The 18,135-nt window shown below is 34.7% G+C and carries 20 protein-coding genes; 12 read left to right on the forward strand and 8 right to left on the reverse strand.

The window, feature by feature from the left end:
• The coding region (locus B5X64_RS18600) for a Crp/Fnr family transcriptional regulator (RefSeq protein WP_139377614.1) at positions 1 to 258 on the forward strand (258 nt) is incomplete at its 5' end.
• Between the two features lie 97 nt (positions 259 to 355).
• A complete protein-coding gene (locus B5X64_RS18605) occupies positions 356 to 1,081 on the forward strand; it encodes a YoaK family protein (protein WP_079466662.1) in 726 nt (241 codons plus the stop codon).
• Positions 1,082 to 1,218: 137 nt separating this feature from the next.
• On the opposite strand, the gene B5X64_RS18610 is transcribed toward B5X64_RS18605, so the two are convergent.
• From B5X64_RS18610 to B5X64_RS18630, 5 genes are all read right to left on the reverse strand, one after another.
• Complete coding sequence (locus B5X64_RS18610; RefSeq protein WP_079466663.1) at positions 1,219 to 1,821, reverse strand: TlpA family protein disulfide reductase; 603 nt, start codon at positions 1,819 to 1,821, stop codon at positions 1,219 to 1,221.
• A 16-nt stretch (positions 1,822 to 1,837) separates the two neighbouring features.
• Positions 1,838 to 2,542 (reverse strand): thioredoxin domain-containing protein, encoded by a 705-nt coding sequence (locus B5X64_RS18615; protein ID WP_079466664.1) that lies wholly within the window; start codon positions 2,540 to 2,542, stop codon positions 1,838 to 1,840.
• A 110-nt stretch (positions 2,543 to 2,652) separates the two neighbouring features.
• Positions 2,653 to 3,291 (reverse strand): class I SAM-dependent methyltransferase, encoded by a 639-nt coding sequence (locus B5X64_RS18620; protein ID WP_079466665.1) that lies wholly within the window; start codon positions 3,289 to 3,291, stop codon positions 2,653 to 2,655.
• A gap of 44 nt (positions 3,292 to 3,335) precedes the next feature.
• Complete coding sequence (locus B5X64_RS18625) at positions 3,336 to 3,647, reverse strand: rhodanese-like domain-containing protein (protein ID WP_079466666.1); 312 nt, start codon at positions 3,645 to 3,647, stop codon at positions 3,336 to 3,338.
• A gap of 342 nt (positions 3,648 to 3,989) precedes the next feature.
• A complete protein-coding gene (locus tag B5X64_RS18630; protein WP_079466667.1) occupies positions 3,990 to 4,649 on the reverse strand; it encodes an HAD family hydrolase in 660 nt (219 codons plus the stop codon).
• Positions 4,650 to 5,071: 422 nt separating this feature from the next.
• Between B5X64_RS18630 and B5X64_RS18635 the strand changes: the two genes are divergently transcribed.
• Positions 5,072 to 5,623 (forward strand): hypothetical protein, encoded by a 552-nt coding sequence (locus B5X64_RS18635; RefSeq protein WP_079466668.1) that lies wholly within the window; start codon positions 5,072 to 5,074, stop codon positions 5,621 to 5,623.
• A gap of 142 nt (positions 5,624 to 5,765) precedes the next feature.
• Here B5X64_RS18635 and B5X64_RS18640 read toward each other — a convergent pair whose 3' ends face one another.
• The 3 genes from B5X64_RS18640 to B5X64_RS18650 form a co-directional block, all read right to left on the reverse strand.
• Positions 5,766 to 6,605 carry an MBL fold metallo-hydrolase gene (locus tag B5X64_RS18640; RefSeq protein ID WP_079466669.1) on the reverse strand — a complete coding sequence of 280 codons (840 nt, stop codon included), beginning with the start codon at positions 6,603 to 6,605 and terminating at the stop codon, positions 5,766 to 5,768.
• 249 nt (positions 6,606 to 6,854) lie between these two features.
• Entirely contained in the window at positions 6,855 to 7,964 is a 1,110-nt protein-coding gene (locus B5X64_RS18645; protein WP_079466670.1) for an LLM class flavin-dependent oxidoreductase, read from the reverse strand.
• A gap of 259 nt (positions 7,965 to 8,223) precedes the next feature.
• Positions 8,224 to 8,781: a cysteine hydrolase family protein gene (locus B5X64_RS18650; protein ID WP_079466671.1), complete on the reverse strand. Its 558-nt coding sequence runs from the start codon at positions 8,779 to 8,781 to the stop codon at positions 8,224 to 8,226.
• Between the two features lie 189 nt (positions 8,782 to 8,970).
• Between B5X64_RS18650 and B5X64_RS18655 the strand changes: the two genes are divergently transcribed.
• The 9 genes from B5X64_RS18655 to B5X64_RS18695 all read left to right on the forward strand — a co-directional run bounded on the left by B5X64_RS18655 (position 8,971) and on the right by B5X64_RS18695 (position 18,134).
• On the forward strand, positions 8,971 to 9,828 hold the full coding sequence (locus tag B5X64_RS18655; RefSeq protein WP_079466672.1) for an AraC family transcriptional regulator: 858 nt from the start codon (positions 8,971 to 8,973) through the stop codon (positions 9,826 to 9,828).
• Between the two features lie 212 nt (positions 9,829 to 10,040).
• Positions 10,041 to 10,367 (forward strand): winged helix-turn-helix transcriptional regulator, encoded by a 327-nt coding sequence (locus B5X64_RS18660; RefSeq protein WP_079466673.1) that lies wholly within the window; start codon positions 10,041 to 10,043, stop codon positions 10,365 to 10,367.
• Positions 10,368 to 10,476: 109 nt separating this feature from the next.
• Entirely contained in the window at positions 10,477 to 10,836 is a 360-nt protein-coding gene (locus tag B5X64_RS18665) for a hypothetical protein (protein ID WP_079466674.1), read from the forward strand.
• A 69-nt stretch (positions 10,837 to 10,905) separates the two neighbouring features.
• A complete protein-coding gene (locus B5X64_RS18670) occupies positions 10,906 to 11,181 on the forward strand; it encodes a YHS domain-containing protein (RefSeq protein WP_079466675.1) in 276 nt (91 codons plus the stop codon).
• On the forward strand, positions 11,168 to 11,857 hold the full coding sequence (locus B5X64_RS18675; protein WP_079466676.1) for an SCO family protein: 690 nt from the start codon (positions 11,168 to 11,170) through the stop codon (positions 11,855 to 11,857). The genes B5X64_RS18670 and B5X64_RS18675 overlap by 14 nt, the downstream gene beginning before the upstream one ends.
• A 121-nt stretch (positions 11,858 to 11,978) precedes the next feature.
• Positions 11,979 to 12,287, forward strand: coding sequence for a hypothetical protein (locus tag B5X64_RS18680; RefSeq protein WP_111944996.1), 309 nt, complete (start codon positions 11,979 to 11,981; stop codon positions 12,285 to 12,287).
• A gap of 227 nt (positions 12,288 to 12,514) precedes the next feature.
• Positions 12,515 to 13,144 (forward strand): hypothetical protein, encoded by a 630-nt coding sequence (locus B5X64_RS18685; protein ID WP_111944997.1) that lies wholly within the window; start codon positions 12,515 to 12,517, stop codon positions 13,142 to 13,144.
• Positions 13,145 to 13,459: 315 nt separating this feature from the next.
• Entirely contained in the window at positions 13,460 to 16,705 is a 3,246-nt protein-coding gene (locus B5X64_RS18690; protein ID WP_174887949.1) for a SusC/RagA family TonB-linked outer membrane protein, read from the forward strand.
• 4 nt (positions 16,706 to 16,709) lie between these two features.
• On the forward strand, positions 16,710 to 18,134 hold the full coding sequence (locus B5X64_RS18695) for a RagB/SusD family nutrient uptake outer membrane protein (RefSeq protein ID WP_079466679.1): 1,425 nt from the start codon (positions 16,710 to 16,712) through the stop codon (positions 18,132 to 18,134).
• The last annotated feature ends 1 nt before the right edge of the window (position 18,135 follow it).

Consider the following 18,135-nt stretch of genomic DNA (forward strand, 5'->3'; position numbering starts at 1 on the left):
GTTCTGTCACAACGAACGGTCAGGGAACGTGTAGCATTAAGTTTATTAATTCTGCATAGAAAATATCAATCTAATATAACAGAGGATAAAACTTACATTACATTGTCCAGAACAGATCTTGCCAACATGGTAGGAACTGCCAATGAAACGTTAGCCCGTATTCTCCATGATTTCCGGGAAGATCATCTTATCGTTATGGAAGGAAGAAAAATTCTATTAATAGATTTGGAAAGCCTTACCCGTATTGCGAATATCTAAAGGTAATAATTGTCTTTACACATTTCAAGGAGCTCTCTGTAAAAATCTGTACTCAAAAAATTTACCTTTTTAAAAATTTCACTTAAAAGAATTGCTCATGTTTAGGCACAAAGGGAAAGGAAGAACATATTCCCATAATTTAAAACTGGCTTCTATTTTATCTGGTGTTGCAGGATTAGTGAATATTACAGGAGTTCTATCCGTTAACAATCTTACCACAAATGTAACGGGACACTTTGCTTTTTTTTCCGAACAACTATTTTTAAGAAATTATAAAATGGCTTTTATTTATTTGCTATACATTTTATTTTTTTTATTAGGTGCTTTTATTTCAGGACTGCTAATCGAATGGACTGCAAAGTATAGACCCCATAGCTCATATATCATTCCTTTATCTATTGAAATTGTTCTCATGCTTCTCATCGGTTTCTCACCTGAATTATTTCCGGATCATTCCTCTGCTCCATTGGTGATTTCTTCCGTATTACTTTTTGCCATGGGATTGCAAAATGCTCTCGTTACCCGTGTTTCGCAATCTGTAGTAAGAACAACTCATCTAACAGGACTTTTTACAGATCTGGGAATTGAGCTATCGCTGCTGTTTTTTCATAAGCAAAAAGATAAGAGAACGCAAGTAAATAAAAGTATATTTTTAAAAATAATGATCATCATTTGTTTCTTTTCTGGAGGAATTATTGGGGCACTCACCTATCAGCATTTTCAATTAAAAACACTTCTTATCCCGGCTTGTTTACTATTATTCGCCTTGTGGTATGATAGATTATTAGCTAAATATTATCATATAAAAAGAAAACTGAGATAATTTCTTCTCTGGTTTTACATAAAAAAATAATCAAAAACAATATTGTAGAAAATTTAAAATAGACTTGCGGAACTAACAATTTATAGGTTTTGATATTTGTTTTAATCAATAATAAATCGATAAATACTCTAAAATATTTATTCTATCAAAAGCTGATTGATTTCTTCATAGAAAGAATCTCTGCTATAATCTGCCATTCCATCATGTTTCATCCGCATTTTTCCTTTCTTGTCCAAAACCACGGTTGTAGGGAGTGAACCAGTAAAATATACATCCGGAACATGCCCATTTGGAACTAGAAAAGGAATTGTATATTTTTCCTTCTCAAGATAGTTAGTTCCAGCCTTCAAGTCTTCATCCAAATTTACTGTAATAAAAACAATTTCATTATTTAAACTGTATTTCTCATAAAATTTTTGAATAGAGGGAAATTCTGCTCTGCAAGGTGGACACCACGAAGCCCAGAAATTAATAAAGACCACTTTACCTTTAAGTTCAGAAACATTGATGATCTTTCCGTTCTCATCTTTTACAGTAAAGCTTTCAAAGATGGATGGAGCCATTTCTTCTACGGGTTGTCCAACATTTTTTTTCTCAATTTTTGAGTTCAATAAGCCTGTAGAAATGATTTGTCGCATAAGCCAAGCTTTCGCATCTGTACTGACCAAGAGGAGAATGAATATTCCTACAAAAAGTACAGTACTCCAGTTTTTTTTGAGCCACATTTTGAATTTTTCCATTGTTATAGTATGGTGCTTATTGCAAAATTTGTTTTCTTACTTCTGATTCCTCCACAAATCCAAGATTTTCCCAGATTACATTTTTGTTTTTATATAATTTTAAAACAGGAAGTGCAGAAACATTCAGTACTTTACAAAGTTCGGTGTTTTCATCAGCATTGATTCGTACGACTTTTACTTTGTCCGACATTTCAGATGCTATTCTTTTGAGGTAAGGTTCCATTTTCCTGCACGGAGCGCACCATTCTGCGTAGAAATCAACAAGCACAAGAGTTTCACTTTTCAATAATTCATTGTACTGTGCAAGACTCATTCCTGCAGTGGTGGACTTTTTTATCTCCGGAAGACCTGCATTTCTCCATTTCATCATTCCACCTTCCATTATATAGACATTTTTAAAACCTATTTCCTGCAGTTTTTTACCAGCAGCAGTGCTTCTTGGTCCGCTCATACAATAAACAAATACGGGCTTGCTTTTGTCCAAAGCTTTTGATTTTTCTTCGAAATCATCTGCCTTCCAATCGATATTTTTTGCGTTGATAAGATGTCCGTTTAAGAATTCATCCGGCGTTCTTACATCGACCAACTGTGCTTCTTTGTTTGTTTCTATTTTTTTGTAGAACTCTTTAGCCGGGAGACTTTTTTGCTCGGCTTTATTTTGTGCTTTCATACCTTCTGTCACAACGAGTGCCAGTAATAATGCGATCAATTTTTTATACATTTTCAACTATTTTACTTCATTACTATTTCTAAACATCATCAATTTGTAGTCTTGAATCGGATCACGCAACATTTTACAACTCCTGATACAAAAAGATTCTATGCATCCGATTACTTTTTTCTCCCAATAAATCTTATTACCGAACCTACTCCATTGTGATAAAGTCCTTCGCTTAGTTCAATTTCCTTTTCTATTAATTCACTAAATTCATAGTTTGGGAAGTCTGATCCGATCTCTTCTATTGAAAATAAACTTTCAATATCTTTTGGACCACCTGCTTTCTCGTTTGCCGTAACATAATCAATATGTTTTTTACTAAATGCTTCAAAGATAATGGTTCCATTTTTTTTCAATAATCTGTCAAATGTTTGATGGTAACGTGATTTAATAGTTGCAGGAAAGTGTGCATAGATCAAAGCGATTGCATCAAATTGTTCATTTTCAAAATCTAATGTTTCCAATTCTCCAACTTTGTAAGTGATGGCTACATCATTTTTTTTAGCAAGTGTAACAGCTTTGTTTTTACCTTCAACACTAATGTCGAATGCAGAAACATCCCAACCCATTTTGGCGGCAAAAACGGCATTTCGTCCTTCTCCTTCTGCAGGAAAAAAAATAGAACCTGGGGTTAGTTTTGGCAATTGTTCTTTCAAATAGTTATTGGGTTCTTCACCATAAGCAAACTCTTCCTCGCGGTATCTATCATCCCATCTCGAAGTCCACAGTTCATCTACTTTATTATCTTTCATATTAAAATCTATTTATTGGTTTAAATATAGTGGTTCCCGACTTTTTAATGAACAGTTCGACCTTTTGCAGCCAGCCATTCTGTCATTCCACCAGAAAAATTTTTAACATCTTTAAAACCATTCTTTCTTAGAAGTGAATACGCGATCGCTGCCCTATCACCACTCTGACAATGAATGATCACCGTTTTATCTTTAGAAATTTCATCAAGATGGTCTTCCAAAGTACCAACAAAAACATTGTCTGCGTTTTGTATGTGAGCTTCTTCATATTCTGATTTGTTTCTCACATCCACAATCTGTATATCGTCTCGATTCAGATGGGTTTCAAACTCATTAATATCAATAATATCAGACAAATGCCATTAAAAAACCTCCTGCATAATTGGTTCCGAAGCCTACTAAAAAGCGACCGCCAATCATAATTGCAAAACCCTTTAAAGTCAATAGATTCGCAAATTCACCAATTGAACACGAATAATATTGCTGTAATCCCTGATTCCATAACCATTCAATTCTCCTTAAAGTGTTGGATTAACGATAATTCCTCTAGTATTCGTAAGAAATTGAGAAGCTAGCAGTCCACCTAATAAAAATCAAAAACAAAAAACAAGTTCAATAATTTATAAGATGTAAAAATAAGTCAAATTTCTCTCTTTCAATTTATGAAAAATACTATTTTAGACTACAGCTTATAGCTCTTAAGATTTATAAAACTTGATAATATCCTTCAATTCTGTTCTTCGAAAATCCACAACTACATTTTCACATTCACTCATTAATTCATTTTTTGAATGCGAGGAAGAAACTCCCACGACCACCATACCTGCAGATTTCGCTGCTGAGATCCCTGCAAAAGAATCTTCAAAAACGATACAATTTTCCGGTTCAACCCCTAATTTATCCGCAGCCTTTAAGTAGCATTCAGGCGCTGGTTTACCGTCAACAACATCGTTGGCTGTAATCATCACATCAAAATACAGATCGTAGTTTTTCTGTCCACTCACTCTCGTTAGTTTTTCCAGATCCGAGCTTGTTACCAATCCTAATTTAATTTTTGCTTGTTTTAAATGATACAACAAAGAAGAAATGCCGGAAATTTCAGGAAAAGACATTTTATCTTCAAATGCTTTGAATTCTTTTAAAAGATTCTTTTTTTCAACATCTCCAATATGTTTGAAATGTCCTTCAAATAATTTTTTAACCGTCATCCCGCGGATCTGTTTTTCAAAGCCTTCGAAGTAAACGTTATATTTCTTGGCAGAAGTTCTCCAAAAGTTTTCATATTGCGGTTCTGTATTGATCAAAACCCCATCCATATCAAAAATGATCGCCTTTAAATCTAATCTATTTTTTGTCATATTCTTTTTAATTCTTCCCACCTTTTAGAAAATAATTATCTTTAGATATCCATTTCTTGAACTACTTTTTATATGAATCAAAAGTAAAGTTTAAGCATCGGTTACAATCTACCAAAACCTCTTTTTTTAATGTCATTTTGATAAATATTTGCTTTAGTACAGTAGTTTTTGAATCATATATTAGTATCTACGATAACCATTGCATAGGCGTAGTTTTCTAAATATTAAAAATTGGGGAATATTTTATAATTAGAATGTATCATTCACGATTTAGCAGTATCTTTGATCATCGAATATTAGCAAATATTAATCTAAAAAAATATTTTTCCTTTTTTTTTTGCATACTCAGGAAAAAAATAACCTTCATTTTTAAAGTACTCTTAAATAAACCAATATAAATCTTTAAAAACAACTTCAAATAAATGAAAAAAATCACATTCATCAGTACACTCGTTTTTGTACTCGCTGTACAATCTTGTGCAAAAAAAGACGATAAACCAGTTGCAACTACAACACAATCGTCTTCAAAACAAAATGATAGCATACAATCGGATATATCTCAAAAAAATCTTAGTAAAAATAATAATCTGCTTTTTGATATTGAAGGACTATATCAATCTAAAGATAACGCTAGTTGTAATATGAATCTGAAATTATATTATTCAGAAGGAAAATTAAAGTATGATTTAAAAACAGATCGTCAGACACTTACAGACTTCGCCACTTTAACATTAAATGAGAAAAAAGATGGCTATTATATTACTTTAAAAAATATAAAATGGAGCGAAAACACAGGTGCTGTCGATTCAAAAGGAAATGCAATTGACAAAAATTTGGATCTTCCTAAAGACATACAAGGATCGTTAGATAAATATGGGATTACTATTCAAAACTATGGGAATGCAATGAATAGTTATGAAAAGTTTGCTGAATGTGGACTGAAATACATTAATTTGATTAAAGATGTAAAATAATCTGAATCAATAAAAGCAAAACTAAAGTACTTTAAGCACCACCTGCTATCCTTGATTTCAGATTTATTATTAATTAAAAGATAAAAACCTACTTAAGAAAGTAGGTTTTTATCTTTTGTGTTGATCAGTTTTCGTTGTTTAATTATAGAGAAATAGTCAGTTTTTCTCCATCTTCAGGAATAATTAATTTATCTGTTCCGATTTGCAATTCCTCAGCCTTCTTTTTCAGAATATCTCTGGTCGTAAAACAATGATCCAATGCATTCATGTGAACTGCTATAACTTTTGCTTTTCCACTTGCGGCAATCAAAGCCATCGTCTGCATTTCATTCATAATGATTGGAGTATCGCCAAATCCCTTGATCAATGCTCCTCCTGAATTAACAATAATATAATCCGGTTTGAATTTTTCAATATCTTTTTTAATGTCTTCATTCCAGATCGTATCTCCTACAATGTAAACCGTTGGTTGATTCGCTGCCTGCAAGACAAACCCGGACGTTTTACCCATCATTTCCAATACTTTACCAGAACCATGTTTCCCTTCCACGCGGTGAATATTGATGCCATTCCAAACTTTTTGATCTTCTACGACCGTTGCATTCATAAAGCCTTCTTTTTTGAAGAATTCCTTGTCGGCAGGCTGCATGATTAATGCTACGGATTTATTAAGAGTGCTGCTTGCAGGCTTGTCAAAATGATCTTCGTGAGTATGGGTTACTATAACCAAATCAACGTCTCTAACAATATCCTCTACAGGCATTGTCAGCTCAACCGTAGGATTTTTTTGAATCCCTGCCCAAGAATCAATAGCCCCTTTTGGGGATAACATTGGATCTACCAATATTTTTTTTCCGGCATAATCAATGACCAAAGTCGCATTTCTAATTAATTGAACAGTCGGTTTTGTATCAGATTTTATCTGTCCGAAGGATAAGGCAGATGACAACGTAAGTGCCATTGCTACGATTACTTTTTTCATAAATATTCTTTTTTTATTTTATTAACTATCTTAATTATTTCATCAGATTTTACAGAAATAAGAACACTGTAAATGTCCGAATAGGAACATATCTTTGAGGTATCTAAATGATGTTTTTTACCACCATTTTGATAAGCCAAATATCTATCCGAATCACCACTTCTATTTCATTCTTGAAGCAATATAATTCAAAATAATGTGTCTTAAAATTTCTTAATAATCAATTTTCCTCTTTGTAATATTCTCCTACTATAAAATAGGCATATTATAAGCATCTGCTATTAGTTCAGCCGAATGCAAAATACCCTCTGGCGAATATCCCAAATTAGCAATCATCAATTCATCTGCTCCCGAAATTTTTTGAAATTCATTCAATCCACTGACAACCTGATCTGCAGTTCCCTGAATCATTTTTTGATTCCAGCTGTCCAAGACATATCTTTCGTATTCGGAATATTTGTAGTTTTTTAATTCTTCAGGTGATGGTATGATATACGATTCACCTTTCATCATCCTAAGCATACTATGCGAAAAAGAATGAGTCTGGAGTCTTGCTTCTTCTTCACTGTTCGCAGCAAATACGGCAAATGATGCAACGGTATAAGGTCGATCAAGAACTGCTGATGGTTTGAAATTTCTCCTGTACAGGTCAAAAGCAATGGACAAATTCTCTGGAGCCAGCTGAGCCGCAAATGCAAAAGGCAATCCTAGTTTACCAGCCAACTGAGCCGAGTAACCTGAAGATCCCAAAAGCCAGACGGATGGGCTTTCAAAAGATCTTTCAATGTCGTTTTCTCTATCCTGTCCGGGTCCCGGAACAGCAAAAACTTTTTCTTTGTAAGGATGTCCATCCGGAAAATCGTCTTCAAGAAAATGCAGTAATTCTGCTAATTGCGCAGGAAAATCTTCAATACCAATATTACCTCGGCGAAGTGCTGAAGCAGTAAGACCATTGGTTCCGGGAGCACGTCCTATTCCAAGATCAATACGTCCTGGAGCCATTGCCTGAAGCATGCCAAATTGTTCAGCAACTACCAATGGAGGAAAATTCGGTAACATCATCCCGCCAGATCCCAACTTTATATTCTTAGTTTCTCCAATAAGTCTGGATAGCAACATAGCGGGGGAAGAAGTAGAAACTGCGGGCATCCCATGATGCTCTGCTACCCAATAACGGCCGAATCCACGTTGGTCAGCAAATTTTGCCAACTTAATACTTGTTTCTATGGCCTCTGAAGCAGAATAACCTTTTCCTGTAGTTGCAACGTCAAGTATTGATATTGGTACTGGTGCATTTCCTTGTTTTAACAGTGGAGAAAAAGCAGTTTTTTTATTTTTATCAGCTGTTGTATTTTTCATAATCTCTTGATTTAAATTATAGTGCAAAATTACCCCGGTTCTTAAACTAGTACGATATCAAAAAACAGATAAGAAATACCATTTTGATAAACCAACAAAAAAATGATTTTTCTGGAAATCTATTGCTTGATTGAGCCACACATTTATGTTTCATGATGTTCTCTGCTATTTGGATTGACCTACGTGTATAATTAAAAATATCCTCAACAAATTAATTGTCAAGGATATTCTCTCATTGTTAGAAAATGTTTTCTCTTAATTAAGAAACAGCATCTAAGAACTCATCTGTACTTTTTATTTCTCCGTAGAAAAATTCCAATGCTGCTAAAAATGCGTGGTGTACATCATCAGCTTTTACAGTTTTCCCGTTGATTTCTAAATCTTTTGATGCGCATGCATCCCCAATAACAGTACACTTGTAACCAAAGTCAAATGCTGCTCTTGTGGTGGCATCAACGCACATGTGAGTCATCATTCCTGTGATAATAACTTCAGTAACATCGTTTTCTTTTAAATATTCACCAAGACCTGTTTCTCTAAAACTGTTAGGATAGTACTTTTGAAAGATCTTCTCGCCTTGTAATGGTTTTACATTTTCGTGGATTTCTGCACCGGCTGTTCCCTCAATGAAAAGAGGAAGTGCTGTCGGATCAGCCGATAGATGTTGTATGTGTGCAATAGGTAAATTTTTTGCTCGGAAATGCTCAAGAACTTTACCTGCATTCAGACTTGCCTCAACTGGATTAACCAATGTAAGATTTCCGTTGTCAAAATATTCATTCTGGATGTCGATGATAATCAATGCTTGTTTGCTCATAACTATTTATTTATTTATTTATTTATTACGAAACAAAATTAGCGTCTATTTTGTAGGATCTTAATACCAAATTATTAGGAAAAGATGTCATTTTGATAAGCTAATTTAGAAACGATTAACATCAGATTAATTAATATAATTTCTAATAATAAAATTATTTCAGTGTATATTTGATTCAATAAAGATATAATGCAAACGATCAATTTTCATAAAACAGAATGTGGTGTCGATTTTTTCATCAATATCCTCAATCAGGACACCATCAATTATCTGCAGACCGATGTCCACAATACTGACTATTTTGAGGTTGTTTTTTTTACGAAAGCTGATGGTAAGGTGCAAATAAATGATCAGACAATTGATATACAAAATAATTCCATTGTTTTTATTTCAGCCTTTCAGAAAAGAGCCTGGAGAATTAAGGAAGAAGGACTTGAATTTAAAACTTTAATATTCAGGGAAGACTTTTTGAATGAATTCTTTGCTGATAAGTTTTTCACGCACAAAATGCTGTTCTTTTATCAGCTCAATCATGAGTTACGTCTCAATGTGAGTGATTCTGAAATGAAAAGATTCAATGAATTTCTTGCAGAAATTAAAACTGAACTTGTACACACAAAAAAAGATAGCGTTCACATCATCAGATCTATCCTGTACTACCTTTTACAAACCATCAACCGACGGTATGCATCTGCTAATCATTTGATGATTGAAAAGGATGATAAAAATTACGCAGTGCAGTATAAGTCGCTTCTTGAGAAACACATCTGTCAGAAAAAAAATATTGAAGATTATACCGTTTTATTAAATGTCAGCAGGATTACCCTAAACAAAGCAGTCAAGGAACAATATAATGTGACTGCTACAGAACTTCTAAAACAGCGTTTATTGGCTGAAATAAAAGATCGATTGGTTTACTCTAATAAAACAGTTTCAGAAATATCTTTTGATTTGAACTACGCTGAACCAGGACATATGATGAGATTTTTTAAAATGCAGACCGGAATGACGACCTCTGAGTATCTGGAAAGCCTGAGCACAAAGTAAACGTATTTACAAACATATTTATGTAACTATTTAAACAGCATATTTATTCAATAGCGAAGCGCCTGATAAAGAATGCAAATTTTCTCTTTGCGCACCAGATTTTCATTCAATTACTTTTTAGATTTGATAACAGAGTTATTTTACCTTACCTTTGCAACTGTACAACACACATAGTCAGGTACATACCAAAAGGTAAGAAATACTGTAAATCAATGGATTTAAGCGAAATTAATATCTGCGACGAAAACTGTCCTGTCCGAAAATCTCTCCAACTTCTAAGCGGGAAGTGGACTTTATTGATTTTATATCAAATCAATGATCAAAAAGTTAGGTACGGGGAATTGAAGCGTAAAATCCCCGGAATCAGTGAAAAAATGCTCATTCAGGAATTGAACCAATTGATTGAACATCAATTGGTTCACAAGAAATCGTTTCCTCAAATTCCGCCAAAAGTAGAATATACTTTGTCAGAAAAAGGCTTAAGTACACTACCAATTATTGAGCAGTTAGCCACATTTGGTCTTAACCATTTGGTTTAATTTATATTGGAAATACTTCATCTCAAATAAAAAATAATCCGACTTCAACTGATAATATTCATACTTAAGATATGACCAAAGAGTAGTACTTTTATCATTGCAGAATCCTATGAGACTTCTATTATCTTTATTTATTGTTTTCACCGTTGCTGTACGGCCGATTATGCCGGTGTACAACTATGTAGTCAACTATGATTATATCGTTGAGAACTTATGTGAAAACAGAGATAAACCTGAGTTATCATGTAACGGAAAGTGTTTTTTAGCGAAAGAACTTTCAAAATCTGAAAAACAGTCCACACAAACAGTCGCAAAAGTGATTAGTTTAGATATTTTTGTTCCGAACGATATTTTGTCATTCGATAATGGAACAGAATACATTCATTCTATTCAATCCATTTCAGAATATATCAACTTGTATCATTTAAGATATAATTTCACGATTTTTCACCCACCCCTCTTCAGTTAAATTATTGCATTACTTCTATTTTGATCTTTATCAAAATACTATTCGACAAAATTTAACAAATCTTACCTAATGAAATCAATAATAATTTTGATAGCAGTGCTGTCATTATCCCTAACGTCTTGTAAAAAAGAAAAAGAATTTAAAATTAACCACAAAAAGTCGATGACCGCTGGTGTCGACATAAAAAATGTAAAGGTGGTCAATGAAGAGGATCCCATCTGTAAAATGAAAACAGCTCAATATCTGAAAGATACTGCAGTCTACAAAAATAAAATCTACGGATTCTGTTCATCTGGCTGTAAAGAAACATTCAAAAAAACTCCAGAGAAATATGCAAGCAAATAATCATTCAAAAAAGAAGAGCTCAGTTTTTCAAAAATTTGTTGTTCCTATCTTGGTCATTGCCGGTCTGTTCGCAATTATTTCTTTCGGAACCGGATATTTCAAAAAAGAATTGTACTCGGTCATGAAAGTTCCCGATTTTGAACTGACCGACCAAAACAATAAAAAAACTTCTAATAAAGATATGCTGGGCAAAGTGTATCTGGTAGAGTTTTTCTACAGTACCTGCCCTACGATATGCCCGATTATGAATAGCAATTTGAAGCACATAATGGAGGAAATCGACAGTCCTGAACTGGGAGTAATCTCTATCAGCATCGATCCTGAAAACGATACTCCTGAGATTTTGAAGGCTCATGAAAGTAAAATTGGTATTAAATCTCCCAACTGGCATCTTTTGACAGGTGACCGAGATTATATCGGAAAAATTGCCGATCAGTTCAATATTTATGTCGGTGATAAAGATGACGATTCTGAAAGCCTGAACCACAGTGGTATGATTGCCCTGGTAGATCAGGAAGGAAACATAAGATGCCGTTTCGGTAAAAATAATGTTCCCATCCTCTATTACTCAGGATTGAATTATGAAGATCCCGAAGGACTCAGTACCGATCTTAAAGGAAAATACCATCCGGATCGAGAACTTTTAATTGAAGATATTAGAAAGCTTCTAAAATAATTTTAAATTTCTATTTGAATCTGGTTTTCACCTATTAACAGTCACTTTTCGAATTAAGATTCTGAAATATTTCGTTTCCATATTCATCATTTTTACGATGACAATGCGACCTGTATTGCCAATGATTAACTATGCAGTAAACTATGAGTATATTGTAGAAAACCTATGTGAAAACAAAGCAAAACCTGAACTGATGTGTAATGGTAAATGCTATGTTTCCAAAGAATTGACCAAAACAAATCAGGAACAGACGACTCAAAACGGTCATAAAATCTCTGTTCCTTCGATTGATGTTTTTTTGGTTGCCGAAGATTTTAAATTTACTCACTCGGACATCGATAGTATTTATCAAGAATCTATCAGTACTTTCTGTACGAATCCTTATTATTCCGAATACCATTCAAAGATATTTCATCCACCTTTAGTTTAATTGACTCTTATTTTTAAAAAAGAGAATTTTTAAGCAATTAGACAGCACTTATTAGCAACATTATTAATGATGTCTGCCTATATAATCTGTGTACAAAACCTCCAAAAACGGTGTAGACCCGATTGAAATCACAAAGAAACTTAATCTATCAAAACAATTTAATGAAATCCATTTCAAATATTCTAATAAGAAAAAGTTTTTTACAAAGCTTTCCCCTACTCTGTTTTATGACAATATTTAATTGTTTTAAAGCTCAGAATCAATCAACTGACATTGTTTCAAGTGTTCCCATCAATACAGAAGTTTTAGGGAGCAACCGCGGTCTGGCTTTTCAGATGATTATTGACAAAAAAATAAAAAGCGTTCCCAAACTCGGTTTTTTCAGCGTCACTTCTTTGGTAGGAGAATGGAGTGAAGATAAAGTGAATGATTATATGACGCAAGCCAGTCTTAGTTACGAGATTGTAAAAGGTTTGAAGCTCGCCGGTGGTTTTCACGTGACTCCTGTAAAAGGGATGCGACCGATTGTCGGACTCATTTACACCAAAGCCACGCCAGATTGGTTATTCGTCGCAAATTCCAGAATAGATTTCTCCAAAGATACCAATATAGAAGGAATGTTCTTATTTGAATACAAGCCGAAAATCAGTGATAACTGGCTTTTTTATTCTCGAATTCAAGCCTTATACGAATACAGCACAGTCATCGATATGCAAACCCGAAGCTATGTGATGGCTCGTGCAGGTGTAAGCTGCAAAGAAATAACTTTTGGTTTAGGAACCAATATTGATTATTACGGGCCGGAAAAATTCAATGAAAACAGCTATGGCGTTTTCGTAGGTTTTCTGCTGTTTTAAATTTAATTCCAAAAAATGAATAAATATATCTTAAGAATCGCATTGTCACTTTTAAGTTTTTGCATCGGTACACAAAATTTCAAGTTCGACATTTATGATCATCAGAAAAACTATATCAAAGTTCTGCTTGGTCAATCCAAGTAAATTTTCACGTTCAAGAAAATTTAAAATTCAATAATTTAATTCTAAATGTATAAATCATATATAAAAAACAGGAGCATCTCATCATATCGATATCTTGTTAAACCCTTTTTTCTGATTCCTTTTTTTTCAGTAATTCTTTCTTTTGCACAAACTACATACAAGTTGCAAGGTATGGTAACGGATGTTGAAGGCAGAGGAATATCAGGTGCGACAGTATTGCAGAAAGGTACTGCCAATAGTTTGAAAACAGATATTAACGGTCATTTTACCTTTGATACAAACCAAAATGAGATCATATTGCAATTTTCACATTTCGGTTTTGAGCAAAAGGAAAAAAAATATATAAAAAATGATGCAGGTTCTATCGTCGTAATTTCAATGACTCCATCGGTCTCATTATTAGAAGAAGTTATCGTAACAGGATATCAGACTCTTAATAGAAGCTCATCTACTGCTGCAATAACTAAAATTGACCAGAAAACCTTAAACGAAAACCTCAACACCAATTTAGCAAGTGCTTTGGAAGGTCGAGTTGCTGGTTTGATGTTTCAAAAAAATCCAGCTGGAATTGGTGCAGACAAACCTATTCTGCGGGGAATCGGAACTTTTTCTTCGCTTCAGGTTGGCTACAGTCCGCTTTTGGTAATTGATGGTTTACCAACGGAATTAACATTGGATGAAATCAACCCTTATGATATTGAAAGCATAGATGTGCTTAAAGATGCTGCGGCAGCCTCTATTTATGGTTCAAGAGCTGCAAATGGGATTATTGTTTTAACGACCAAAAAAGGAAGCGGGAATTTAAAAGTGACTTTCAATTCTGATTTATTTCTTGCTGAAAAACCCAATTTGAGGGATATGAATTATGCCTCTACAAGTGAGTTGATTGATTTTGAACAGGCTGTTTATAATAGAGAGCGATCTAAATTTGCCAATGTTGCCACGATGTTCAACAGTTATGGAGATATCGGAAACAGCAGTATCAAGTATTACAGCCCTCTTTATCAGCTTAACAGAGATTTGGAAGAGGGTAAAATTAACAATTCTGACTACAACAAAACCCTTTCCCAATGGAGAAAAAATGACTACAATAAAGATTATCGGGACAATGTTTGGCAGAATGAGTTAAGACAACGTTACAATATTGCATTTTCGGTTGGAAACAATAAGCAGAATACCTATGTATCATTTAATTATGATCAGGCAAACAGACGCATTATCAACAACAATAGCCTGGCATTAAATCTTTATGCAAAAAGCAGTTTTCAGGTCAGTAACTGGTTAAATGCAACCATCGGTTTGAATGGAACCTACACTAATGAAGATGTTACAGATGGCAGTTACGGAAATTACGATATTCAAAAAAGATACGAACGTATTACTGATGAGAATGGAAATCGTGTAATATCACCTTTTGTGGGTATCAATGACGGTTTCACCTCCGGAGGGATTATCAATCCGGGAGTGGCTGCAAAAATCAATGGCCTTAGTGGTTTTAAACCTGTTACTTTTAATGTTTTCGATGAGCTTCAGCAAGGAATTACAAAACAAAACTCGTTAAGTCTAAGAGCCTTTGCCAATCTAAAAGCAAAGATCTGGAAAGGTTTGATTTTCAGCACTCAATTTCAATACGAGACCAGAAAAAACGATAACGAGCAATATTATGACATTAACTCCTATAAAATGCGTTATGCCATCAATTCCTTGACCAGTTATAATCCTACAACAAATGCTTATACCTACGTCGAAGGTTTTTCTACAGGAGGACGATACTTACAATTCAGCAGTCAGGCAAACAACTATTCTTTTAGAAACCAACTGGATTTCAATCATAATTTTGAGGGAGGCAAACACGCTGTTACAGCTTTAGCAGGAACTGAAATGCGGGAAACTTTTGTTCCCAGAACCATTGAACAATTACGCTACGGTTATGATCCTGTGACCCTCAGCTCTTCCATAATCAATAGCCTTGCATTGAGCCAGGCTGGTGTTCCGAGTTACATCTACGGAAATAACAGAACCTTGTCAGCAGGATCAAGAGTGCAGACAGAAATTTTACATCGTTATTTTTCGGTTTTTAGTAGTGCAGGTTATACCTTATTATCAAAGTACAATGTGACGGGAAGTTACCGAGTCGACAGAGCCGATCTGTTTGGAGCAGATCCCAGGTACAAAAACCGCCCACTGTGGTCTGTAGGTTTAGGATGGAATGTGAGCAATGAAAATTTCATGAAAGAAATCCAATGGGTAAATGGACTTAAACTAAGAGCTACTTATGGCGTTAACGGAAATGTTGACCAGACCACAACACCTTACGTAACCGCTACCAGAAGAAACGATAACTTATACCAATCTCTGCAGTACATCAATATCACCTCACAGCCCAATCCTCTGCTTAGATGGGAAAAGGCAGAAACAAGGAATTTGGGATTGGATTACAGCTTATTTCAAAATAAATTAAGAGGAAGCGTTGACGTTTATCGTAAATACAACACCGATCTATTAGCGACCACAGATCTGGATCCTACCGTTGGTGCACTCACCAGAAGAATCAACGCCGGAGCATTGCTCAACAAAGGAGTTGAATTCAGCATAGGTTCCGATTGGTTGAATAAAGGAGATCTGCGCATAGGTACTACTCTAGTCTTAGGCTTTAACAATAGCACAGTAAGAAAAATTACCAGAGCACAATCCAATGCATCGGTATATGTGAGTTCCCCGATAGACTTCTTTCTGGAAAATGAGACCTATAATAGTTTGTACGCTTACCAATATGGAGGAACTATCAATGGATATCCTTATGTTTTAGATGAAAATGGAAATCCATCAATTACTTTTGATGCCAATGGAAACCCCATTTCGACTGCGATAAAAACAGTTACAAATTCTGCTGCCTTGGTCAATATGGGAAGTTTGACACCCACGTATACAGGATCTTTTTCACAAAGATTTTCATATAAAGGATTCGATTTGAATTTCTTGTTTGTGTTCTCGGGAGGAAATGTAATGCGTAAGGAAACTCTTGATATGAGTTCAGACGCAGTCAATCTTTCGGGCATTTCTGATCGATATACAGATGTCAACCAAAATGGCAATGTGCGATTGTATGTAGATTTTGATGAAAGTGTGAGAAATTATGCAGGAACCATAAGCGGTCAATGGCGAAATTCAACCGCCAATGTGGTAGATGGCGATTACATCAAGCTTAGAAATATTTCATTAAGTTATAATCTGCCGAAATCTTTTACTGATGAAAGTAAAGTGGTATCGGCTAAATTTACGTTACAGGTCAACAATCTTTGGTACTGGAGTGCCGCAGGTAATCGGATTGATCCCGAGGTTTATTCTGTTAATTCAGGCACGCGAAATTTGCCGTTGCCAAAAACATTTCTATTCGGTTTTAATCTTACACTTTAAAAAAATGAAACATATAAAAATTATATTGCTGTCGCTAATGATTTTAAGCACAACATCTTGCGAAGATTATACAGATATTACTCCAAAAGGAGCATTGGTTATAGAAACGGCAGACCAGTTTCTTGAAATGGTATCACTGCCAAACAGAGGTTATCCCATCAACAATTTTCAATATCTGTCAGACGACCAGTGGATGAGAGAAGCCAATGTAATAGGCAAAACGCCCAACATTGATATTCTCAATTTCACTTTTGATGAAAGTATTGACAGAGTTTCACTGATGAAAACATCCAGCTTTTACAATCAGGCTTATGCCTACATCAACCGATGGAACACCATTATTTCATTGGTTGATAACAGCAAAGGAGATGAAGGCACGAAACAATTAGCAAAAGCAGAAGCCAAAATTTATAGAGCGTACGATCACTTTTTGCTGGTCAACACTTATGCAAAAGCCTATGATCCGCAGACTGCTGCTAATGATGGAGGAATTTGCATTATGGATAAATTCGATCTGGAAGCTCAGCCATCAAAGTCAACAGTAGCACAAGTTTATGAATTTATACAAAAGGATATAGAAGAAGCACTTCCCTACATTCAGGCAAAACCATTTGATATTTACCATCCGTCATTGGCATTTGCGTATGCTTTCAAAGCTAAAGTTCATTTGTTCAAACGTGAAATTCCCGAAGCTCAGGCAGCCGCTGAAAAATCGTTAAGCTATAATAATCAAATATTTGACCTTGTAGCTTACAATCAACAAGGAGGACCCAACGCAGTTGCAGTTCCTGCAGCCAGTAATGTCGAAGTATTGAGTTATATGTATATGACAGGCTATAATGAAATGAATTTTGCTCAAAGTAGTATCATAAGTCCTGAGCTGCGTACTCTATTTGGGAACAATGACGCGCGTTTTAATTTGTTTTTCAATTCTACAAGTACTACCAATCTGGATCAAGGGTCCAATACAGCCTATTGGGCAACTCAATACACAAAATTTTTCTATCCGACTGTCGGGATGAAAACCACCGAGGTTCATCTGATGCTTGCCGAATGTTATGCCAGACAAAACAGGTTCAATGACGCTGTAGCTATTTTAAATACTTTACGAGCAAAACGAATCTTATCGGGTACAATAAATTTAGCCGTTCCATCCACCAGAAAAGCAACGATGCAGTTGGTCATCAACGAACGCAGAAAAGAATTGCTTTTAGGTTTCAATCGATTTTTTGACCTTAAAAGATTGAATAATGAACCCGATTATGCAAAAACGGTTGTAAGATTATTTCCATTGGTCAACACCATCGTTCCTCAAAAAACGTACACGTTACAGCCTAATTCAAGATTGTACATTATCCCTTTTCCGCTATCGGCATTGACAAAAAATCCAAAGCTTACCTTAAATACCAACGAAAAAGTTCCCTTTTAAT

It is taken from the genome of Chryseobacterium balustinum (assembly GCF_900168205.1).
Taxonomy (GTDB): domain Bacteria; phylum Bacteroidota; class Bacteroidia; order Flavobacteriales; family Weeksellaceae; genus Chryseobacterium; species Chryseobacterium balustinum.